The 21,088-nt window shown below is 70.0% G+C and carries 17 protein-coding genes, 1 tRNA gene and 2 pseudogenes; 3 read left to right on the top strand and 17 right to left on the bottom strand.

The features are described from left to right. The first annotated feature begins 15 nt into the window (after positions 1-15). On the top strand, positions 16-768 hold the full coding sequence (locus DEA06_RS13880; RefSeq protein ID WP_116648601.1) for a hypothetical protein: 753 nt from the start codon (positions 16-18) through the stop codon (positions 766-768). A gap of 4 nt (positions 769-772) precedes the next feature. Here DEA06_RS13880 and DEA06_RS13875 read toward each other — a convergent pair whose 3' ends face one another. From DEA06_RS13875 to DEA06_RS13865, 3 genes are all read right to left on the bottom strand, one after another. Beyond that, entirely contained in the window at positions 773-1,666 is an 894-nt protein-coding gene (locus DEA06_RS13875) for a DUF808 domain-containing protein (protein WP_116648600.1), read from the bottom strand. Positions 1,667-1,825: 159 nt separating this feature from the next. Then, positions 1,826-1,907 (bottom strand) — tRNA-Tyr (locus DEA06_RS13870). A gap of 104 nt (positions 1,908-2,011) precedes the next feature. Then, positions 2,012-2,515: an FBP domain-containing protein gene (locus DEA06_RS13865; RefSeq protein ID WP_116648678.1), complete on the bottom strand. Its 504-nt coding sequence runs from the start codon at positions 2,513-2,515 to the stop codon at positions 2,012-2,014. Between the two features lie 842 nt (positions 2,516-3,357). Between DEA06_RS13865 and DEA06_RS13860 the strand changes: the two genes are divergently transcribed. Beyond that, positions 3,358-4,101, top strand: a complete 744-nt coding sequence (locus DEA06_RS13860; RefSeq protein ID WP_116648599.1) for a class I SAM-dependent methyltransferase — start codon at positions 3,358-3,360, stop codon at positions 4,099-4,101. Positions 4,102-4,163: 62 nt separating this feature from the next. Beyond that, complete coding sequence (locus DEA06_RS13855; RefSeq protein WP_116648598.1) at positions 4,164-4,652, top strand: YajQ family cyclic di-GMP-binding protein; 489 nt, start codon at positions 4,164-4,166, stop codon at positions 4,650-4,652. Positions 4,653-4,680: 28 nt separating this feature from the next. On the opposite strand, the pseudogene DEA06_RS13850 reads toward DEA06_RS13855, so the two are convergent. The 14 genes and pseudogenes from DEA06_RS13850 to pstA all read right to left on the bottom strand — a co-directional run. Continuing rightward, positions 4,681-4,824: pseudogene (locus DEA06_RS13850) on the bottom strand (transcriptional regulator); the annotation flags it as partial. Continuing rightward, positions 4,814-5,208 (bottom strand): annotated as a pseudogene (locus DEA06_RS13845) (hypothetical protein). The pseudogenes DEA06_RS13850 and DEA06_RS13845, both read right to left, overlap by 11 nt. Before the next feature lie 49 nt (positions 5,209-5,257). Further along, positions 5,258-5,626 (bottom strand): hypothetical protein, encoded by a 369-nt coding sequence (locus tag DEA06_RS13840; protein ID WP_116648597.1) that lies wholly within the window; start codon positions 5,624-5,626, stop codon positions 5,258-5,260. A gap of 304 nt (positions 5,627-5,930) precedes the next feature. Further along, the gene (locus DEA06_RS13835; protein WP_116648596.1) at positions 5,931-6,422 is read right to left on the bottom strand and encodes a hypothetical protein; all 492 of its coding nucleotides are present in this window, start codon (positions 6,420-6,422) and stop codon (positions 5,931-5,933) included. 91 nt (positions 6,423-6,513) lie between these two features. After that, complete coding sequence (locus DEA06_RS13830) at positions 6,514-8,253, bottom strand: protein kinase (RefSeq protein WP_165818018.1); 1,740 nt, start codon at positions 8,251-8,253, stop codon at positions 6,514-6,516. Positions 8,254-8,255: 2 nt separating this feature from the next. Further along, positions 8,256-9,119 (bottom strand): phosphate ABC transporter ATP-binding protein PstB, encoded by an 864-nt coding sequence (gene pstB, locus DEA06_RS13825; RefSeq protein WP_116648677.1) that lies wholly within the window; start codon positions 9,117-9,119, stop codon positions 8,256-8,258. A 195-nt stretch (positions 9,120-9,314) separates the two neighbouring features. Beyond that, positions 9,315-10,412 carry a class E sortase gene (locus tag DEA06_RS13820; RefSeq protein ID WP_133241783.1) on the bottom strand — a complete coding sequence of 366 codons (1,098 nt, stop codon included), beginning with the start codon at positions 10,410-10,412 and terminating at the stop codon, positions 9,315-9,317. Further along, positions 10,409-11,176: a hypothetical protein gene (locus DEA06_RS13815; RefSeq protein WP_116648593.1), complete on the bottom strand. Its 768-nt coding sequence runs from the start codon at positions 11,174-11,176 to the stop codon at positions 10,409-10,411. Before DEA06_RS13815 ends, DEA06_RS13820 begins: the two co-directional genes overlap by 4 nt. Then, positions 11,173-12,351, bottom strand: coding sequence for a DUF916 domain-containing protein (locus tag DEA06_RS13810; RefSeq protein ID WP_116648592.1), 1,179 nt, complete (start codon positions 12,349-12,351; stop codon positions 11,173-11,175). Before DEA06_RS13810 ends, DEA06_RS13815 begins: the two co-directional genes overlap by 4 nt. A 106-nt stretch (positions 12,352-12,457) precedes the next feature. After that, a complete protein-coding gene (locus tag DEA06_RS13805) occupies positions 12,458-13,798 on the bottom strand; it encodes an Ig-like domain-containing protein (RefSeq protein ID WP_116648591.1) in 1,341 nt (446 codons plus the stop codon). Between the two features lie 208 nt (positions 13,799-14,006). After that, a complete protein-coding gene (locus DEA06_RS13800) occupies positions 14,007-15,191 on the bottom strand; it encodes a hypothetical protein (RefSeq protein ID WP_116648590.1) in 1,185 nt (394 codons plus the stop codon). Positions 15,192-15,374: 183 nt separating this feature from the next. After that, the gene (locus DEA06_RS13795) at positions 15,375-18,050 is read right to left on the bottom strand and encodes a hypothetical protein (protein ID WP_116648589.1); all 2,676 of its coding nucleotides are present in this window, start codon (positions 18,048-18,050) and stop codon (positions 15,375-15,377) included. An 11-nt stretch (positions 18,051-18,061) separates the two neighbouring features. Beyond that, a complete protein-coding gene (locus DEA06_RS13790; RefSeq protein ID WP_205781290.1) occupies positions 18,062-19,732 on the bottom strand; it encodes a phosphate ABC transporter substrate-binding protein PstS in 1,671 nt (556 codons plus the stop codon). Beyond that, on the bottom strand, positions 19,729-21,081 hold the full coding sequence (gene pstA / locus DEA06_RS13785; protein ID WP_116648588.1) for a phosphate ABC transporter permease PstA: 1,353 nt from the start codon (positions 21,079-21,081) through the stop codon (positions 19,729-19,731). The genes DEA06_RS13790 and pstA overlap by 4 nt, the downstream gene beginning before the upstream one ends. Positions 21,082-21,088: the final 7 nt, after the last annotated feature.

Here is a 21,088-nt window from a genome sequence, read left to right as displayed (position 1 = left end):
CAGGTTGGGGAGACCATGCGCACTCCCCTCCTCGCCGCGACCTGCGTCGTCGCTCTCGCGGTCTCGCTCGCCGGGTGCACGGTTCCGGCCCAGGTGAGGCCGACGGCGAGTGCGTCTCCGGTCGCCACGGCGCCCGAGCCCGAGGTGACGCAGGATGCGGCTCCCGCCGTCATCACGAGCTACGCGGCCCTGCCGTGGCAGGCGTTCAACGCGCTGCCGTCTCAGGACCGACTGCAGTACGTCGACTACCGCATCGACAGCAGCCGGGACGAGCACGCGCAAGTGCTCGGAGCGGGGCGACCGGGCTTCGTCGCACCGTCGGCGAGCAGCAACCCGCAGCAGATCGTCGACCACTTCGTCTATGTGCTCGACGAGGCGGACTACCAGTTCCGCATCGATCCGAAGACGGGCGCGCAGCTGCACGACGCGACCGAGGGCATCAAGTACCTCAGCGGGGCGTTCCTGCGGGTGGAAGGCGAGGGCCTGTCGACCATCTTCGACGCCGAACTCGAGGCGCACCGCAGCAACGCCAGTGGACCGCCGTACACGACCGACACGCGTTTCACGGCGACGGCTTACGCCGCGAAGACGGTCGAATCCAACGGCACGATCATCGACTACCAGGACATCACGTTCACCACAGACGACGGCAGCGAGTACGTCGGCCGGTGGGTGCTCATCCCCTTCGTCGCCGTCGACGGCACAGAGAAGTCGACGTGGCTGCTCGATCAGACCTACTTCCCCGACCAGCCGATCGAGGACTACTAGATCGTCAGTGCGCCGCGTCGGCGGGAGCGCGTCGACGGCCGATGCGGGAGATACCCGTGATGATCGCGACGATGACGAGACCGACGGCGAGACCGAAGACCGCCGACAGGGCGGTGTCGACGATCCACAGCACCACCGCACCCGCGGCCTCGATCGTGTGCGTGATCGCGTGGATCACGTCGTACGGCCCGTGCCAGAAGGTCTCGGCGAGATTCGCGATGAGAAGGTGGCCACCGACCCAGAGCATCGCCACCGTGCCGATGACGCTGATGACGCGGAAGACCGCGGGCATCGCGGCCACGACGCGTGCTCCGGCACGACGGACTCGACGAGTCGGACTCTTCATGAGCCGGAGCCCGATGTCGTCGATCTTCACGAGGAGGGCGACGGCGCCGTAGACGAGGAGCGTCATTCCGAGGCCGATGACGACGAGCGCTCCGAGCGTCATCCACGTACCGAAGCCGGGGTCGAGGCTCGAGAGCGCGATGAGCATGATCTCGGTGCTGAGGATGAGGTCGGTGCGCACCGCGCCGAGCACGAGCTTCTTCTCGTCACGGGGACCGTCGTCGGCGTGGCCGTGTGAGACCCCGAACCACTCGAGCACCTTCTCCGCCCCCTCGAAGCAGAGGAACCCGCCGCCGATGATGAGCAGGAAGGGAAGCACCCACGGCGCGAAGGCCGACAGCAGCAGCGCGATCGGGATGATGATGACGAACTTGTTGATGAGGCTGCCGAGGGCGATCTTCCAGACCACGGGCAACTCGCGCGCCGGCGTGATGCCCTGCACGTACTGCGGCGTCACGGCGGCGTCGTCGATGACCACGCCCGCGGTCTTCGCACTCGCCTTCAGCGCCGCGGTCAGGATGTCATCGACAACGGCGAGCAATCCGACCGACATGTGCGCTTCTCCTCATGCTGCGTCGCACGGACTGTGCGGCTGCTCACCGAGGGTACCGGCCGCCGGGTGATGCGCAGCATCCGGCCTGCCGCACCGCCCCCGCCGCTGCGTCCGGTGAACGAAGAAGGGCACCCACGAGGGGTGCCCTTGTTCGTTCGGTGGCGAGTGAGGGATTCGAACCCCCGAATGCAATGCAGTCTGATTTACAGTCAGATCCCTTTGGCCGCTTGGGTAACTCGCCAGGTGCGCACCCGCCCGGCTTTCTCAGTCGACCGGAGGCGCGAGAAACCATATTACTCTGCCGCGCGACCTGCTCAGAACCACGTCGGCAACCGGGGGTGTGGGTCAGGAGGCGTCGGCGCCGGCGGGCTCCAGCACGCGCTCGACGAACGCCTCGGTGCGGCGGCGGGTGCCGTCGATGCGGCGGTCGACGCTCGCGCGCACCTCGCTCGGGGCGAGCGGCATCGCCAGCCGCACGTTCTCATGGCACGAGAGATCGGCGCAGATGTAGGTGCCGATGCTGTCGCCGGCGACGCCGGCGCGTCCGGCCTTGCGCGCGCTGAACAGCGACACCTGATCGGCGGGCTGCATCGTGTGGCACAGGTTGCACATCGCCGATCTCGCGCGAGACGAGCCCTCCGCACCCCGCAGGACGACGCCGACCGGCTCGCCCTCGTGTTCCATCACGATGTAGCCGCGACCCCGGGTGTGCGGGTCGCGCCACGCGAGGAAATCGAGGTGGTCCCAATCCAGCAGCAGGAAGTCGATGGGCACCGCGGCGACCCGGCGCTCGTCGGTCGTCGCGTTCACGAACGAATCGCGTACTTCTTCTTCGGTCAGGGCTCGCACGGCCACCAGTCTACGAATCCCCTCCGCCACCCGGGCCGGCGCGCCCCCCGCGCCCCCTCCCTCCCCCCTCTTCCCCCCTCCTTCCGCCCTCCGTCCCCCTCTTCCCCCTCCTTCCGCCCGAACTCAGGATCGTTGCCATCGCCACCGCCCTCCCACCCCGGAAAGACGCGGAACGCGACGCACCGCCCCCGCTTCTTCCTGAGTTGTGGCGCGGAGCACGACTCACAGCCCGGGCCACCCCCGGCGCTCGGCCCCACGCCGCGGGCCGCCGCGCCCGCACGGTTCCCTTCCTCCGCCTGCACGAACTCAGGCTCGTTCCCGCCGGCGCCCTCTCCGGGCGCGGATTTCACGGGGATCCGCGCCCGTCCGGGACACAACCATCCTGAGTACGGGCGCAGCGGGGGCCGACAGGCACCGGCGGGCGACGGGCGCAGCGGCGGCCGACAGGCGCCGGCGGCCGGGCCCCGGGCCGCCTCCGGTCGACGAACCGCTCCCGGCACTCGGCTCCACGCCGTGGGCCGGCCCGCCCGCCTCGCCGCCGCGCTTCCGCTCCCCGGCTGCACGAACTCAGGCTCGTTACCGCCGGCGCCCGCCCCAGACCTCGATTTCGCGGGGATCCGCAGCGGTCCGGGGCGCAACCATCCTGAGTACGGGCGCTGCACAGGCGCACAGGGGCACAGGCGCAGGGGCGCACAGGCGCACGGGCGCACGCGGCAGCGAACCGCCGGGCAGCGCGCGCCGAGCGTCGGGCTGGCGCCGAGCGGGCGGCCGTGGCCGGGCGCGAGCGGGCGGCCGGCGCCGGGCGCAGCGCGGGCGCAGCGGGCACGCCGTAGGGTGGGCGGGTGGTCGACGACGCGGATGCCGGGGGCTGGTCCGACGTGGCCGCCGGCTGGTCGGAGTTGTGGGCCGACGCCGCCCGACCGGCGCACGCCGCCATCATCGCCGCGGCCGGAATCGGCCCGGGCGCGCGCGTGCTCGACGTGGGGTGCGGCGGCGGCGAGTTGCTGCTCACCGCGCGCGACGCGGGTGCGCAGGTCACGGGTGTCGACCCCGCGCGCGGCATGCGCGAACTGGCGCGCAGCCGGGGTCTCGACGTGCGCGACGCGGATGCTGCGCACCTCCCGTTCGCCGACGGAACCTTCGACGTGGTCACGGCGGTGAATGCCCTCCACTTCGCCGACGACACGACCGCGGCGCTCCGCGAGTTCGCGCGCGTGCTGGCGCCAGGAGGACGCATCGCCGTCGCGAACTGGGCGGAAGGGGCGCGGAACGACGTCGACGTGATCGAGCGCGCGGTGGCGGAGGCCGACGAATCCGACCCCCTCCCCGACGGACCCCTCCGCCCCGCGGGAGGACTCGCGGCCGCGTTCACTGAGGCCGGCCTCCGCGTCGTCTCCTCCGGCGTGGTCGAGGCGCCGTGGACCGCGCGCGACGATGAGACCCTCGTCCGCGGCATCCTGCTCGGCGAAGACGCCGCGACCCTCGACTTCTTCCGCGCGACGATCGTCGAGGCGGCTGGTCCCTTCCGCACCGCGGACGGCTACCTGCTGCGCAACGCCTTCCGCTGGGCGGTGGGCAAGGTCTGACTGCGAGCGACGGCAGGCTGCTGCATCCGCCGCTCTCGAAGAGCCGCGGCTAAACTCGCTCCATGGCTGATTCCTCTTTCGACATCGTCAGTAAGGTCGACCACCAGGAGGCGGAGAACGCCCTCAACCAGGCCCGCAAAGAGGTCGAGCAGCGCTACGACTTCAAGGGCACCGGCGCCTCCATCGAGTGGAGCGGCGAAGCGGTGCTCATCAAGGCCGGCACCGAGGAGCGCGCGAACGCGGTGCTCGACGTCTTCCAGTCGAAGCTCATCAAGCGCGGTATCTCGCTGAAGAGCCTCGAGAGCGGCGAGCCGACGCCGAGCGGCAAGGAGTACCGCATCACGTCGACGCTGAAGGACGGCATCTCGTCGGAGAACGCGAAGAAGATCGGCAAGATCATTCGCGACGAGGGCCCGAAGGGCGTCAAGTCGCAGATCCAGGGCGACGAGCTGCGCGTGCAGTCCAAGAGCCGCGACGACCTGCAGGAGGTCATCCGCGTGCTGAAGGCCGCCGACCTCGACCTCGACCTGCAGTTCATCAACTACCGCTGAGACAGCCCGCTGAGCCGGCGCTCGGCGCCTACGCCTTCCCGGCGCCCCAGCCTCCGAGCGCCTCGATCGTCTCGCGCAGGGCGAGGCCGTGATCGGTCAGCGCGGAAGCCCGCGTGTTGTGGCGGAGGGGCAGGCGCGTCAGCACGCCGGCCCCCTCCAGCTCACGCGGTCGAATCGGCGTCGGGTTTCATCCAGAACGGCGAGTAGTGGTAGCCGTCCGGGTCGTCGAACTGCCGCTGGTACATGAAGGGGTAGTCGTCGGTATCGCCGACCCAACCCCCGTCAGCGGCGGCACGGTCGACGAGCTCGTCGACCGCCTCGCGGCTGGCGAGATCGAACGAGACCGTGACCTTCGACGGTGTGCCGGGTCCGCCGATCACATCCTCGGTGCCGCCGACGCTCGCGTACATCTCGCGGCTGCCGGCATGACGTACTGCTCGGGCGCGATCGCGAGCACGACACGTTGTCGCCCGACATCTCGGCGTTGAGAGTCCACCCGAGGGCGGTGTAGAAGGCGTTCGACGCTCTCGACCGGGCAGGTGAGCAAGAGGCTCATGCGGCTCACACGTGCACAAGACAAGTGAGCCGTCACGACCCCTGTCGCGTCACGCCGTCTCCGGGTCGTCGCATTCGTAGGCGGAGGCCTTGCGCTCGAGGAACGAGCAGAGCTCCGAGACCGTGGCGAGCTCGCGCGAGAGCCACATCACCGTCTTCGCGTCGAGACGCAGCGGATCTTCGCGCGCGTCGAACACGGTCACCCACCGGTTCGAGCCGACGAACTCCGGCTCGATCGTGGTGACGGTGGTGGCGTTCACCATGCGGATCTCGACGAGACCGGTGTCAGCGCCGTCCTCACCGTCCTGGATGAGCACGACGACGTCGCTGACGAACGGCGCGTGCAGGTCGCTGAACTCGTCGATCCACCCTTGAAGGGTGGGAAGCGTGTGGTACGTGATCGGTTCTCCTGGGGGCACTCGAGATTGTTGATCGCCGCCCAAAAAGCCAGACAACGGCCCCACAATTATTGCAGTCCTTCCGACACTGAACGCGTACGTCTGCGGGTCGGGTTTCTCTGTTCGATCCGCGGAACGACCCGGGGGTGTCGCCGACGCACCCACGGAATGCCCGGTGGAGACCGGATGCGGCGCCAAGCCGACCGATGTCGAACGACCCGTGTTTCGTCCGTCGTCAAGCCGGTGTCGCCGAGTGCGCAGGAACGACAGTCTGAAGGGGTCACCGCCGGCCCGAGGTGCCCGTTCCGGCGGTGACACCACCGCGTCAGCCGCGCGGCAGACGCGCCAGCGTGTGCAGCAACATCCGCGCCGTCGAGTTCGACGGCTTGCGCCACGACTGCCCGCCCACCATGACGACCCGGCCGCGCAGCAGAACCCAGAACGACAGGCGATCGGCGCAACCGGTCGCCACGGGCACCACCTCGAACTTCGGCGCGTCGCCGAGCAGCTCGATCGCGTCGCGACGGGCCGACAGCGCTGTGGCGAAGTTGGCCGTGCGCAGTGCCAGGGTCAGACCGTTCGGTGAGTGCACTCCCCAGAATGCTCCGTCGGGCCGGCGCAGCGGCCCGGGCAAGAGGGGCTCATCGCCATCCATCGGGACCATCGCGAGGGCGGCCGCTCGAACCGCCGTCCGCCCGGCGTAGCGAGCGGCGTCCTGCTGAACGTCGAAGACCTCGACCGGGAGCGGGGCGAGGCTTCGTGCCGGCTCCGGTCTGTCCTCGAGCGGCTCGGAATCGGGGGTCCACAAGGAGCTCATCATCGTCCTCCGGTTGCCAGTCGCCGGCGTCCGCCGTGCGCGAGGGAGTGATCGACCTTCGACGCGGCAACGGTGACCGGCCACCCGCCGGTCACGGGGCACCCGGCGTAGCGGTCTGAGTCGAGGTCGGGGTGGGGGTCGACGGCGTCTCGACGGCCACCGTGACGGTGACGCCCACGCGAAGAACGGTCCCCGCGCCGGGCATCGACCCGGTGACCAGCGACGAGGCGGGCGCGCCGCTGCGGTCGGATGCGGCGACGAACCCCGCGGACTGCAGCGTCGCGGTCGCCGTGGCGAGGGTCATCCCCGCGACCTGGGGCACCACGTTGCTTCCCGAGGCCACCGTCACGTTCACGGCGCCGCCGACGGGTAGGCGTTCGCCCGGCGCGGGCGACTGCGACAGCATCCGGTCGACACTCTCGGCCGATTCGACCCGGGTGACCGCGCCGAGAGCGAGGCCGGCGGCCTGCAGAGCGCCCTCCACCTCCGCCAGCGACCCGTGAAGAATCGGCACCGCGACCTCGGCGGGTGTTTCGACGCGGACGATCTCGGTCGGTTCGACCCGCGGAGCCTCCGGGGGAAGCACCGCCGTCTCGGTCGGCACGGGCGCGGCCGTCGATGCCGTCGGGCTCGCGGACGCACTCGCCGGAGGCTCCGCCGACGACCCCGACGGCGCGGCCGCCGCAGCGACAGCCCAACCGGCGAGCCCGAGGATGACCATCCCGGCCACGACCGCCGCGGCGCCGCTGCCCCCGCGGGGACTGGGCGCGGGAGCGGGAGCGTCGTCGGTACTGCCGAGGTAGGCCAACGACCGATCCGGCGCCGCGCTCGGCAGCACCCGGGTGGCGGGATCGGCGGCGGACACGTCGGCCTCGGTCACGGGCAGAGCGGGTGGGACGGCGCGGCGCACCGCATCGCGGAACTCCGCCGCGTCGCGGAATCGCTGGCCCGGGTTCTTCGCCATCGCGCGCGTGACGACGCGGTCGAACGCGCGCGCCGCCGGTGCGATGACCGAGGGCACGGGCGGCGGCGCCGACAGGTGGGCGTGCAGGGTCGCCTCGGTGCTGTGCCGGACGAACGGCACCCGGCCGGTGAGGGCGAAGTACAGCACCGCCCCCGCCTGGTAGAGGTCGCTCGAGGCCCGCATGGGCAGACCCTGCGCCTGCTCGGGCGACATGTAGGCGGCGTTGCCGACGACCCCCGAAAGAGGCGCCCGCCCCGACGACGCGGCCTGCGGCTCGGTCAAGAGCACGTCGCCGCCGAGAGTCGTCCGACCGCTGAGATCGGCCAGCCCGAAATCGACCAGTCGCACCATGTCCGGCGTGAACGGAGAATCCGCGGGAACCTCTGACGCACCGTGGAGGATCACGTTCTGGGGCGAGACATCACGATGCACGATGCCCCCGGCATGGGCCGCGGCGAGGCCGTCGAGAAGGCCGATCGCCAGCACGGCGGCGTCGTCGGGCGTGAGCGGCCCCGTGGCGTCGACCCACTCGCGAAGAGTGGGCCCCTGGAGCAGGTCGAGCGCGATCCAGGGCATCGTGACTCCGGCCGCGTCGTGGAGGCCGGCGCCGTGCACCCGCACCACGTTGGGGTGCCGGAGCGCCATGACGTGCGCGGCTTCGCGCAGGAACGCGTCACGCGACGACTCGTCGTCGCACAGATGCGGATGCAGCAGCTTCACCGCGACGCGCTCCCCCACCGCAGCACCTGCGTTGGCATCGGCCGTGACGTCGACCGCGGCGAAGACCGACCCGGTACCGCCCACCCCGAGCAGCTCGCCGAGCGCGTAGCGTCCGCCGATCGCTTCGCCGGAGGTGTGCGCGCCCACGCTTATCCGAACCGCCCGTTGACGTAGTCGTAGGTGCGCTCGTCCTGCGGTTCGGTGAACATCGCCTCGGTGTCGCCGTGTTCCACGATCGCCCCGGGCGTGCCCTGCGAAGCGAGGAAGAACGCGCACTGCTGCGACACGCGCTGCGCCTGCTGCATGTTGTGCGTGACGATCACGATCGTCACCTCTTTCTGCAGCTCGCCCATCGTCTCTTCGATGACGCGCGTCGAGGTGGGGTCGAGCGCCGAGCACGGCTCGTCCATCAACAGCACCTTCGGCTTCACCGCGAGCGAGCGGGCGATGCACAGACGCTGCTGCTGGCCGCCCGAAAGGCCGCCGCCCGGCGCGCGCAAGCGGTCTTTGACCTCCTTCCAGAGTCCTGCGCTGGTGAGGGAGCGCTCGACGAGCTCGTCCTTCTCATCACGCGACACGCGCAGCCCCGTGAGCTTGAGGCCCGCGATGACGTTGTCGTAGATCGACATCGCCGGGAAGGGGTTCGGCTTCTGGAACACCATGCCGATGTGTTTCCGGGCGTCCTGCAACTTCTTCTTGCGGTCGTAGATGTCGTCGCCGTCCAGGCGCACCTCGCCGGCGAGCGAGGCCGAGGGCACGAGCTCGTGCATGCGGTTGAGGATGCGCAGGAAGGTCGATTTGCCGCATCCCGACGGTCCGATCAGCGCCGTCACGTGACCGGCGGGCATGTCGAGCGAGACCCGCTCGAGCACCTTGTGCGAACCGAACCACGCCGAGATGTCGCGCGCCTCGAGAGACGAGAGCGGATGCTGCGGGGCCAGGGCATGCTCCCACGCCTGCGCGATCTCGGCGTCGGCCTCGCGCACCGTCTCGGGTGCGGCAGCCGGGAGCATCGTCGCCTGGTCGCGGTCGTCGGTCGCGACCGGGAGCGCGGTGGTGACGTCGTCCATGGGCACGCGCGCGGCGATGAGCTGCGCCTCGGCCGCGACGATCGAGCCGTTCTCCCGGCGGGTGCGCGCCTCGGGGGCGGGGTGGACGGTGGTGATGTCGTCGGGTTCAGTCATTCTTGTCGGCAATCGTTCGAGCGGTCAGAGGAGATTGGGAAGGGCGGTCATCACGAGGTCGCTCGTGATCACGCCGAGTGCCACGAGCACCGGCACACCGACGACCCAGGCGTGCCAGCGCCCCCACGAACGCCAGAGCCACCACACGCCGATGGCGGCGGCGGCGAAGAAGACGAACGAGAAGAACGCCGCGAACCAGCCCTCGTCGTTCTGGCCCATCGCACGCTCGTCGGGCGGGAGCGCGGGGTAGCTCATCACCCGCGAGGGTGTCTGCTGCGCGGTCGAGACGAGCTCGGCGTCGACGTGCAGCACCCCCGAGGGGAAGAGCGCGAGCCCGTCCGCGGTCTGCAGCTCGAGCCGCCCTTCGCCACGGCCGAGCGGCTGCGGCATCGGGTCGCCCGCGCGTCGCAGACTGATCACGCGGAAGGTGTTCGTGCCCTGCCCCGTGGTGACGGTGATCTCGTCGCCGGGGACGAGACGGTTGATCTGGGCGAACGGACCGCCGTAGGCGAGCTGGCGGCCGAGCACGACGGCGGTGCCGGCCTGCCCCGGCATGACGCTGTCACGGCGATGGCCGATGCCCGAGCGCAGCACGTCGGAGTCGGAGCCCTCGAGCACGACCTCGGAGAGTCCGATCGCGGGAGCTTCCAGAAGGGCGACCGGCACACCGACGGCTGTCATCTCGTCCTCGCCGACGAGCTGGCCCACGGGGGTCTCGGCTTTCGCGAGCCCGGTGCGCAGTTCGTCGTAGGCGAGGGTCTGTGCGCGGTGGTGCTGCGCGGCCGAGAGCGCGGCGACGTGGACGACGAACGAGAGCAGCAGCAGCGAGACCGTGAGGACCACCGCCCCCGCCCACCACCGCCCGTCGCGGGGAGCCTTCGGCCGCGGTCCGGGGAGGGGCAGGCGCGACCGAGCCGGCCGGGCCGCGCGCGGTGGGCGGGTCGGCGTCGAGGGGCCGCGCGGAGCGCGAGGAGTCCGCGCCCGGCGGATCACCTCCGTCACCGCGCCGCTCCCCCGCTCGAGCGTCGGGCGCGGCGAACCGTCGTGCCGCGACGGCGGTGCCGTGGTCGCGTGGATCTCTGTGACGGCCGACGCCGTCTGCTCCGCCGTGTCGACGCTCACGCGAGCACCGCCTCGGTCGACGCGGGCGCGCGCATCACGCGCACCGCCCACCAGGTGCCGATCGCAAGGACGATCAGACCGAGGCCGCCGCCCACCCACCACAGCCACACCGGCACGCCCTGTACGCCGGTGGCTCCCGCGGCGTTCGCGACACCGACCAGCAGCTGGGCGGTCGACGTCGACCCGCACCACCCGGTGAACTGCACGGTGTGCGAGCCCGCAAGGGTCTCGGCCGATACCGCGAACTGGGCCACCACCGCTCCGGTCGCGTCCGCCGCGAACGTGCCGACCAGCACCGGCTCGCCGAAGAACACCAGCTGCACCTGCTCCTCGGCACCGAAGCCCGATGCGATCGCGGTGACCGTGTCTCCGGCGGAGTACACCTCCTTGTCGACGGATGCGTCGCCCCCACCCGTCACCGGAGCGGTCGGTACGACCGGCTCCTTCGGCACGCACGCGGCGGGAGCCGGGGCCGCGGGCTCGGTCGCGGGAGCGCCGGCGCCTCCCGCCTGGGCGCCGATGCCACCGGCCGCCCCTCCGGTGGCACCCGTGCCGGCGCTAGCGGCCGGAGGCGCCTGCGGCGGAATCGGCGGGTAAGACATGGGCGGGGCGGGGGTAGGAGCCGGAACCGACACGGCCACATCGCTCGTGGCGGGGGCGTTCGTCGCCGTCGGGGCGGCGACGGCGACGCCGAGACCGCCGGCCCAGCTCACCACGGCGATCAGGGCGACAGCTGCCGCCGCGAGGGGACGCCGGAGGCTCATCGCACGGCCTCGCTCTCGAGTGCGGGCGACGAGTCGTGGCCGTCGGGGTGGCGGGACACGACGGATCTCGCGCGTTCCTCGGCGCGGATCTGCTCTTCGTAGTCGGCGAGATCCTCGGCGAGCAACCGCCGCGACCGGCGACGAACCATCATGACGACGGAGAGGACGACCCCCAGCGCGAGAAGGATCGCCAGCAGCATCCAGGGCACCGCCCACGCCACGGTCGACGCGGTCACAGCCGCGGGGAGCGGGTCGGTCGCGGCTACGCCTCCGGCCGGGATCGGGGTGAGCGTGATCTCACTCGAGAGGAGGAACAGGGGCGCGACGCCCGGCATCTCGGCCTCGACGTGAGCCGTGCCGCCCGGCACGATGTTCTGCACCGCAGGCAGGGTGAACGACCCCAGGGCGATACCGAAGGGACCCACGAGAGCGACCTCGGGCTGTACCGAGATGCGCGTGTTGCCGAGGTTGCTGATGTCGAAACCGGTACGCGCCGTGCCGCCCCCGACGGGGTTCAGCGAGGGTTCGTAGCCCGCGACAGCGCCCTGCACGCCCATGCCGGGCGAGAGCGGGCCGTCGACACGCAGGTAGATGCGCGTGCCGACGCGCTGCTCGACGGCGACGGCGGCGCCTTCCCCCACTGCTGCGTCGGCGACGTACGACGCCACGATGCCGGCGGCGTGGTCGCCCGGCGTGGCGTCGACCGGGACGGTGAGGGTGAACGGGATGTCGGCGCGGGCGCCGGGATCGAGGGTCACCGTGATGCCGACCGTGGCCGCACAGGCGCGCTCGGCGTCGTCGTCGGTATCGGGGCATGCGGCGGAAGCACCGTCGACCGAGGTCCAGGAGCCCGCACGCGTGGAGGTCTCGTCGGCGTTGATGAGGGTGAACGCGGCGGTGTCGTAGTCGGTGACGGCATCGGCGGCGTAGACGCGGAGGGTCGCGGCCACCGGCGAGTAGTTGGTCACGGCGACCCAGTCGCTGACGACGGTGCCGGGTGCCACCTGGTACGAGAGCTCGGAGCGTCCATCGGGCCCGGACGGCGTCGAGGGCTGCACGCCCCATGACATGTCGCCCTCGGCGGCCACGGCGGTGGGGGTCGCGGCGCCGAACAGCGCCGCGGCGATGGCGGCGGCGGCGAGCAGGGCGAGCGCGGAGCGTGATCGAGAGGTCATGCGAGCTTTCATGTCGAGTGTCGGGTCGGAAGAAGAGTGAGGATGCGGGCGACTCCCCCTGGTGCCCGAGCCTGCCGAAGGGCCCGAGGGAGTCGCCCGCGCGGGGTCAGATCAGCGTCAGCGTGAGCGTCGCCTTGTAGCTGCCCGCCGGTGCCGTTGCGGGCACCTTGAGCTCGAGCTCGGCGTTGACGGTGGTCGTCACGTTCTTGTCGGCCGACGCCGCGCCCGACGCGAGGGTCTGGCTGGTCGCCAGGCTCTGTGCCGCACCGCCCGCTTCGCCCGCGCCCGATACCTTCGTGGGGGTCCACGAAAGGGCCGAGGGGGCGATCTTGTCGCTGCCGCTGACGAACTCCGACGACGAGCCGCCGAGCGTCCATGCGCTCTTCGTCGCGTCACGACGGTCATCTTTCACCGTCACGTCGCCGAGCGGCCCCTTCGCCGACCAGACCTGGTTGTCGGCCCGCACGCCGCCGGCGAGCGTGACCGCACCCGGCTTGGTCGAGATGGCGAGGCCGGTGGGGCCGGAGTCCTCGAGAGTGGGAACGTTGACCGTCACGTCGGGAGTCGCGGTGTCGACGGGCGGCACGGCCGGGAGCGTCGTGACGGCGACGGCCGTCGAGGTGGAGGCCTCGTGCGTCGCGTCGCCCGAATAGGTGGCCGTGAAGCTGTAGTCCGTCGCGCCGGTCAGACCCGACACCGAGTAGGTCGCCGCGCCGTTCGTCACCGTCACCGGCTGACCGATCTGCGTGCCGCCCTGTCGGAAGGTGACCGTGCCGGAAGCCGCTGCCGGCGCCACGGTCGCGGTGATCGTCGTAGACGTCTCCGTCGTGCCCGACGCTGCCAGCGTCGTCGTGGTGGCCGTCTTCTCGACGGGCGTGGTGGGCGCCGGGACGACCTTCCACGAGTCAGCGGTCCTGTCGACCTCGAGGTAGGTCACGAAGTACTTCGACGTGCCGATCGGTTGCCCGTTCGGAATGAAGCCGCCGTCGGCGTTGGGCGCGTCGCACGTGATGACCAAGGCATTGATCCCGGTCGGGAAGGTGGTCTCGTCGAGGTTGGTGAAGTCGGCGGCGCGGTTGCCGGTCAGCTTGATGGCGTTGCCCTGCAGACCCCAGGCGGCGGCGTTCATGTTGGTGCGGGCGATGGCGATCTCGGTCTCGACCCCGGTCGGCGACACCATGAAGGTGCGCGACGAGCGCCGGAAGCCCTCCGGGCACCCGGTGCTGATGTCGATCTGCGCGGGCGCGTACTTCACTGCGGCGGTCCCGCCGGATTCGCCGGACCGCGCCTCGGGGCTGAGGGTGAGGGTGTAGGTGCCGCCGGCGATCTCGTTGTCTGTGATCAGTTCGGCGGCCGAGGCGGGCGAGGCGATCGTGATCGCCAGCGCGGCAGCCAGGGAAGCGACGAGGCCCGCCGCGAGTGCGGACCGGACGGAGTGCTTTTTCATGGTGAGGGGTCTTACCTTTCGGGTAGTGGTGCTATTGGACGCGGAGGAGTTGTCCGCGTTGCGAGGAATGGTCTGTGGGTGTCTCGCTCGCCACGCCGTCGTGGTGAGATGCGTGTCTTCAGCCGGGGCCCGGTGGTACCCGCCGCGAGCGGGCGGGTACCACCGGTGAGCGTCACGCGATCGCGTCGTGTGGCGCTCGTGGTTGCGCTCAGTTCACGCGGTAGGAGGTGGTGTCTCCGGGCTCGTACGTGACGCCGTTCACGGTGACGCCACCGGCGAGGTCACCGAACCCGAAGTCGGTGATGACCAGGGCCGAGGAGCTGCCGGGGCGCGTCGCGGTATACGCCTTCGCGGTGTCGCCCTGGAAAGCCGAAGCGAGCTCGGCGTTCGTGGCCAGTTCCGCGTACTCGACGACGGTGAACACCGGGCGAGCGATCGGGAACGCCGTGTTCAGCGCGTCCGAGACCACCGGAGCGATCCCGTTGACCTGCCCGAGCACCGCACCCTCACGACGATCGGAAACCGAGACCCCGTACTCGCTCTGGAGCACCGAGCTGTTGCCCTGAGCGACGTACTGCGCGATCGAGAACGGCACGATCGCGTTGGTCACGGTGGTGGTGATGGTTCCGTCGTGCTCCTGAACCGTGTTCGCGTTGTCGCTCACGATCGATCCGAACGAGCCGCCGACCGTGGTCTGCCAGAACGAGCGGGTGCCCGATCCGGACTGCGGGATGAACGGGACGATCTGCGCACCCGAGGCCTGGTTGCCGACGGTGTAGACGGCATTGGTCGAGGTCTCGAGCGTCGTTGTGGCGTTGCGCGTGTAGATGTTGCGCAGCGTCAGGTCGAGGATGCCGTCACCGTCGGTGTCCTGACCGGTCGACGTTCCCAGCGGGATGTTGCTCGGGGCAGCACCCGCGGGGTTCTTCGCGTAGGTCACCGCGTCGAGCGCCAGCGGGATGTACGAGTAGCGCCCGTTCGGGACGAAGCTCGCGGCACTGGAGGAACGAGCGAACTGCACGTCGGTCGGGCTGAGCGTGACGCCGCCGAAGGCCGTGCTCGTCTTCGCCGCCTTGAGAGCAGCGACACCGTTCCCGGAACCGTTCGGACGGTTGAACGTCGGGCCCGTCGCCTTGGTCTTGATCGTCGCCGAGCCGGTCGCGTTGTACGACCCGAGAGCGAGCGCGGTACCGGCGTTGTCGAGGATCACCGACGACAGACCGTTGTTGAGGTCCTGGGTCGTGTCGGAGCCCACTCCGGCGAGCGCACGGTAGGTCGGCGCACCGCTCGGATCGGCGACGGCGGCACCCGCCGCACCGAAGCTGCCCAGCGCGATCGCGGCAGCCGAAACGGCCGCGACGACACCGAAGCGACGCTTGTTGTTGATTTGCATCTCAGATTCTCCTTGGGATATGGTTTCCCTCTGTTATGCCCATGCGGGCTCTGGCTCCTCACCACTGACTTCCACGTTCTTGGTGAGGGGCCATTTCCGTTCGAGGAGGGTGCTCGAGCGAATTCTGTGGTCCGGTTCAGCGCACGATCGGGCACACATTCCGGATGGTCCTGAGCGACGACGTCATCGGTCCGCAACCCTTCGGCGAAGAAGGAAGGGCGACGCGACCACCCCGACGAGCCCGGCCACGAGCGCGCCGCCGAGCGCCGCGGGCGAGCCGGGCGCGCTCGCGGTCGCAGCTGTCGCCTCGACCGCGAGCGACGAGACGGTCGTCTGCGCGTCCGCACCGGCCGGCTGCCCGGGGTTCGGCACGGCCATCGCACCTGCGGGCGCACCGGCAGCCGGAGCCGCAGCGACACCCCCGGCGGGATCGGCGGGGGGCGGCCCCCCTCGGTCCAGACGCAAGAGTTCACTCACGGTGCGGGTGCGCGCGATCTGCGTGTCGGTCAGCGGAACGAACCCCGCGGGGAGGAGCCCGGGTTGTTCGCCCCGCGCGTTGCCCTCCGTCGTCACGAAGTCGAGCAGCTGTGCCAGCCTCTCGCGAACGTCGGGTTCGGGTGCGCGATCTCCGAGATCGGTGACCCCGTAGAGGGTGAAGGTGAGCGGGTAAGCCCCCTCGGGCAACGCTCCGAGATCGAGCTGTTCCGCGCCCTCCCCGTCTTGCGAGCTGATCGCCTCGGCGGCCGCGCCGAGCGACGCATCGTTGAGAGGAACGAACTGGCGCGCCGTCGCGAGATCGCCCTTTCCGGTCGTCGTCCCGAGAGGGATGGCCAGCTGGGCGCTGTCGAGCTTGTAGTCGGCCGCGGTGGCGGCATCTGCGGGCCCAAGGGTGAACCGGCCGTTGATGTCGGTTTGGGGAACCGCCGGAATGAACGCTCCCTTGTCCTGCGGCGTCAGCACCTTGTTGGGATCCCATTCGTTCGTGTAGCGGGTGTCTCCGCGGAAGATCCGGCCCGCGTTCGCGGCGAAACTGCCGGAATAGGGCAACATCGTCAGCGAGTCCAGCCGCCGCCCTCCCCACGCGGTCGCCTTCGACGGATCCTGCGGCGACACTGTCTGGTCTGCACGGACGATCCCGTCGATCGGGTTCGATGAGAGGTCGGTGCTGAACCCCGACCCGATCGCACGGGGATGCCCGGCCGGGAGGTAGTAGGGGTTTATCGTGTTGCCCCAAGGGTCGGGTTCACCGCGCAAGAAGGCGACCGCGTCGGCGTCGGCCTGGATGTACCGCCACAGCTGCGTGAGCGCGTCGTCGCCGAATGGGCCCACAGCCAGGAAGACACCGGACAACAACTGGAAGCGCGCCTCAGGGTTGAGCGCGAGAAACTCCTGGTCGTCGATCAGCGCGTGGGGCATGGTCGACCACGCCGGCTGTGCGGCCTCCTCGCTACCGGCGATGTTCGCCACATCGGTCTTATACGACTGCGTGAGCATTTTCGCGATTAGCCGAGGTGTGAGCTTGAGGTCGCGGATCTGTCGCCCGCTCGCCGTCGACGCGACGTACGAGATAGACAGTGCCGTATTCGCCATGGGCGCGTAAACCAGACGCGCATCGTCGAGCAAGCCCGCCTGCTCGACACCGACGGAGCTCGACCGGAAGGCGTCGGCGACCACGGTGAGGTCGGCCTGCCCGTTGAGCAGCTGTGCGCGAGCGAGGTCGCTCGAGTTGGTCACCATGCCGTACACGGTGCCGGTGGCGGGGCACAGCCGCTGCTGCCATGACGACATCGCGCCGGAGAGGAACTCGCTGCCGACGACGGTCTGCTCCGCCCCGCCCGCCGCGCACCCCCCACGCAGGTCGCCGAAGTCGAGCGGAACGACGACCCTGTCCGACCAGAACGAGCACGAGGGAATTACCGGGCTCCCGATCTGGAAGAGGGTCTGCTGACCGTAGGGCTTTCCCCCACGGGCCGCGGTCGCGCAATCCCCCTGCGAGCTGGGGCTGAGTTCACCCGAGTGGGTACCGCGGGGAACCACGACCAACCAGCAGCGTTGCCCCGCCCCCTTCTGCGCGATGGGCCTGCCGCACCCGAGATACGGTTGCGAAACGGCTGTCTGCACCTCGAACCCGGTCGTCGTCGCCGAGTTCGACGCGATGCGCACGAAGGGCTTCTCGTTCGCGTTGCTTGCTGCATAGAACTTCGCCGTCCCCGAAGTCCACGACCCATCCACCATCTCCGCCGCAGAGGCGGCACCGGTCGCGGTGCGAAACGGAATCTCGATCTCCGAGTACCCGAATCCCGTGAGATTGCTGTACTGCCCGCGCGTGTTCGCCCCTGTTCCGAGCGCCTTCCTGATGGTCTGATCCGCCCGCGCATCGCCGGAGGTCTGAGACCACGACCCGAACTGGCACGTCTCGGCGAAGTTGGCAGCGAGAGGATCAGGACCCCAGCATTGGAACATCTGGAGGTAGTTGCTCGCGCTCCCCTCCCAGGTCTGTGACGAGGTCGGCGCCATCCCTGTCGCGGTGACCTCGATGACCTCGTCAACGAGACCCTGCGTCTTCGACACCGAGATCTTCAGATCCTTGAAGTCGTCCCAGTGCCCCGAGCCGGCGTCGTTGCCGCTCGCGTCGGTGAGGAGCTTCTCGTGATCGACCTGGAACTTCTGCAGCTCGGGATCGTTGCCCCCGCGCCAGGCGACGGTCACCGCGGAGCTCGCGTCGTCGGCGGCCTCGGCGGAGGATGCCGGAAGCGTGACAAAACCGATGGCCGACACCGACGCCAGCACGGCGCTGATGGCCAAGAGGCGCACACCGATGGCGCGGCGGCCGCGAGAAGTCAGGAAGGGCAGGTTCACGGGTCAGTCCTTCAGCGTGCGGGCGAACCGCGGGTCGGGCGGACGAGGAGGGCCTTTCGAGAGCGCCGCCCCAGCAGGGGCGGCAGCACGGCCGCGAGCAGCAGCCCCATACCCGCACCGGTGACCGCGATGGCGGGGAGCACCCCGGGGTGCGAGACGGCGAGGTCTTGGGGGGTACCCGCGAGCACCGTGCTCGCGGCGACCGAATCGACCACGGCCTCGCCGGTCGCCCCGGGGTCGGCGATGGCCGCGGCATCCACCGCACCTGCCGAGTCCGACGCACCGGCGCCCACCGATCCGCTCGACGCACCGCCTGCCCCCGACTCGCCCGTCTTCGACGCCGCGGTGGAGATCTCGCGAGCGCCTCCCGTGCCCGTGAGGCACTGCGCAACCCCGAATCGATCGCAGTCCTGGGGCATCGGTGCGCGCGTTGCCAGGGCGTTGCCGCGCGGGTCGTTCGGGTCGAGGGTGGGGTTGTTGCAGCTCGCGATCGCGAAGTTGGTCTTGGCGGGGTCTCCTCCGGGCACCTGTGTGATCTGCTGTTGCGCACCGAGCACGAGGTTCACAGGAAGCGGACTGTAGCCCAGCGCTTCGGCCTGCTGCTGTCCCTCGCAGAGGAAGTACGAGCCGAAGTCGGCGAGAGTGAGTCCCTTGTCCTGGGTGAAGTTCGACTCCTCCTTCGTGGGAAGGATGATGTAGCTGTAGCTCGATAGCGGATAGCTCCGCGCGTCGACGTTCGTGTAGACGTTCGTGAGGTCTTGCGTGAGGAAGTTCTGCGAGGTGCTGTCCTCGTTGATGCGCGCCTGCAGCAGCGCGACCGCGACATTCGATGCCGTCGGCTCGGTGTAGAACCCCGCGTCGTTCAACATCTTCACGACGGGGAACTTGGAGTTGAGCGCGTACGAGTACTCGACGAAGGTGATCGAGCCCACGGCGGCAGCCTGCGCGACGTATCCGGCTACCCCGTTGGCACCCGCTTTGGAGACGAATCCGCTGCCCGGGACCGTGGGGTAGTTGCTCGTGATGCCGCAGTGACCGTTGACGAACGGGCGCCCCACCTTGCCGCAGTACGCGTCCCAGAGACCGGTCTGCTCCTGGCGCATCCACGTGCTGAACTGCGCACTGGTGCCCGAGCCGTCCGATCGTACGACGGGCACGATCGGCGTCGCGGGCAGCGAGAGCGAAGGGTTGTCGACGACGATGGCGGGGTCGTTCCAGGTGGTGATGACGCCCGTGAAGATCTTCGCGATGTTCTCCCCGGACAGCCGGAGGTTGGTGACCCGTTTGCCTGCGATCTGCAGGTTGTACATGAAGGCCGTGCCTCCGGCGACGATCGGCATGTACCGGAACCCCCGCGTCGGCGGGGAATCGGCCTCGTTGCTGTTGGCGATCCCGTAGGGGATCTCGCTGACGCCGAAGTCTGCCGTGCCGTTGGCGAAGTCGTTGCGACCCTGCGTAGATCCCGACTCGGAGTACGTGATCTTCCACTGGTAGTTGTTGAAGACGTTGCGGATCCACTGCTGGAGCGCATTCGCCGACCACGTGGAGCCCGAGCCGACGATGTTCGCGTGAATCGAACCGACCGCCTGTGCCGGTGTGAGGGTGCCGAAGACGCCGAGCACGATCAGAACGAGACCGAGGGATGCGGCGACCGCGCGGGCGCGGCTCAGGCGGCGGATCATCGCTCCTCCCCGTTCGTCGGCCGGGTGGAGTCGCCGGACCCTTCGACACGCCCGGGGATCGACCGGACGGGATCGGCACCCGGCGGGTCGACCACGTCAACCGACCGAGGAGCCGCGTCTTTCGAGAGGAAGCGCTGGGCGTCGCGGGCCGAAGCCGCGAGCGCGCGGGCACGTCCGCGGGGCGAGAGCACGCCCGCCCCTCGCCCGCCGATGATGCGGGCGAGCAGGAAGAGCACGAAGACCAGCACCATCAGAACGGCTGCCGCACCGAACCCCCGCGCGATCTGCGTCGCCTCGGGGCTCTTGACGAGGGTGAACGTCGCGAACGGCAACGACACCATCGGGCCCGAGAACGGGTTGAAGTTGTAGAACGTCGTGTACCCGGCGGTGAGCAGCACGGGCGAGGTCTCGCCGATGCCGCGGGCCGTGCCGAGCACGATCGCGGTCGTGAGGCCCGACTTCGACGTCGGCAGCACGACGTGCCAGATCGTCGCCCACTGCGAGGCGCCCGTCGCCAGCGACGCCTCCTTCAACGTCTGCGGCACGAGGCGCAGCACGACGTCGGCGGAGCGGATGATGATCGGCAGGATCATGATCGTGATCGCGAGCGACGCGGCGAAGCCCGACTTGTCGAAGCCGAACATCAGGATGTACGTCGCGTAGATGAACAGGCCGCAGACGATCGAGGGCAACGCCGTCATCGCCTCGCAGACCGTCCGCACGATCCGGGTGAAGGGCGAGGGGAACTCCGCCAGGCACACCGCCGTGAGAAGCCCGAGCGGGATCGCTATGGCGAGCGCGATCGAGATCATGATGAGCGTGCCGACGGCGGCGTGCAGCATCCCGCCGACGTTCAGCGGGTCGAGGGGGCCGGCGAGCGAGAGGTCCTGCACCCAGAAGTTCGGCTGCAGGAAAGCGTCGGAACCCCGGAAGAGGGTGAAGACCACCACGACCGCCAGGGCGAGCATGAGCACGACGGCACCGGAGTGGATGAGCACCGCCACCACGCGGTCGCGGATCGTGATCTTGTCGTCGTCGAAACTGATGAGCACGACGAAGAAGCCGACGAACAGCGCGTAGGCGATCAGGACGAAGGGCAGCGCGCCCTCGAAGGGCAGGATCTGCGTCGACAGCCAGGTGGCTGCCCCGATCGCCGCGACGGCGGCGCCGGCCACCCGGAGGATGTCGTCGCGGCGCACCTTCGAGAGGTTGCGACGCTCCTCTGGGCGCGCCGAGTGCGGGATGCGGCCGCGGCCCGGCACCTGCGTGCGGGTGATGTGGCCCGCGAGCGAGGCGCGTCGGTGCGTACGCCCGCGCGGGTCGCCGGTGACGGTGATCTGGTCTGTCATATCGGTG

The organism is Microbacterium sp. Gd 4-13, from assembly GCF_003095395.1.
Taxonomy (GTDB): domain Bacteria; phylum Actinomycetota; class Actinomycetes; order Actinomycetales; family Microbacteriaceae; genus Microbacterium.
Note: the sequence above shows the minus strand (reverse complement) of the source record. Positions and strands in the feature narration are given on the sequence as shown.

Coding starts and splice junctions, on each gene's coding strand:
- DEA06_RS13805 (WP_116648591.1), bottom strand. CDS start 13,798: ATGAAAAAGCACTCCGTCCGGTCCGCACTCGCGGCGGGCCTCGTCGCT.
- DEA06_RS13815 (WP_116648593.1), bottom strand. CDS start 11,176: ATGAGCCTCCGGCGTCCCCTCGCGGCGGCAGCTGTCGCCCTGATCGCC.
- DEA06_RS13790 (WP_205781290.1), bottom strand. CDS start 19,732: ATGATCCGCCGCCTGAGCCGCGCCCGCGCGGTCGCCGCATCCCTCGGT.
- pstA (WP_116648588.1), bottom strand. CDS start 21,081: ATGACAGACCAGATCACCGTCACCGGCGACCCGCGCGGGCGTACGCAC.
- pstB (WP_116648677.1), bottom strand. CDS start 9,119: ATGCTCCCGGCTGCCGCACCCGAGACGGTGCGCGAGGCCGACGCCGAG.
- DEA06_RS13880 (WP_116648601.1), top strand. CDS start 16: ATGCGCACTCCCCTCCTCGCCGCGACCTGCGTCGTCGCTCTCGCGGTC.
- DEA06_RS13855 (WP_116648598.1), top strand. CDS start 4,164: ATGGCTGATTCCTCTTTCGACATCGTCAGTAAGGTCGACCACCAGGAG.
- DEA06_RS13810 (WP_116648592.1), bottom strand. CDS start 12,351: ATGACCTCTCGATCACGCTCCGCGCTCGCCCTGCTCGCCGCCGCCGCC.
- DEA06_RS13875 (WP_116648600.1), bottom strand. CDS start 1,666: ATGTCGGTCGGATTGCTCGCCGTTGTCGATGACATCCTGACCGCGGCG.
- DEA06_RS13835 (WP_116648596.1), bottom strand. CDS start 6,422: ATGAGCTCCTTGTGGACCCCCGATTCCGAGCCGCTCGAGGACAGACCG.
- DEA06_RS13800 (WP_116648590.1), bottom strand. CDS start 15,191: ATGCAAATCAACAACAAGCGTCGCTTCGGTGTCGTCGCGGCCGTTTCG.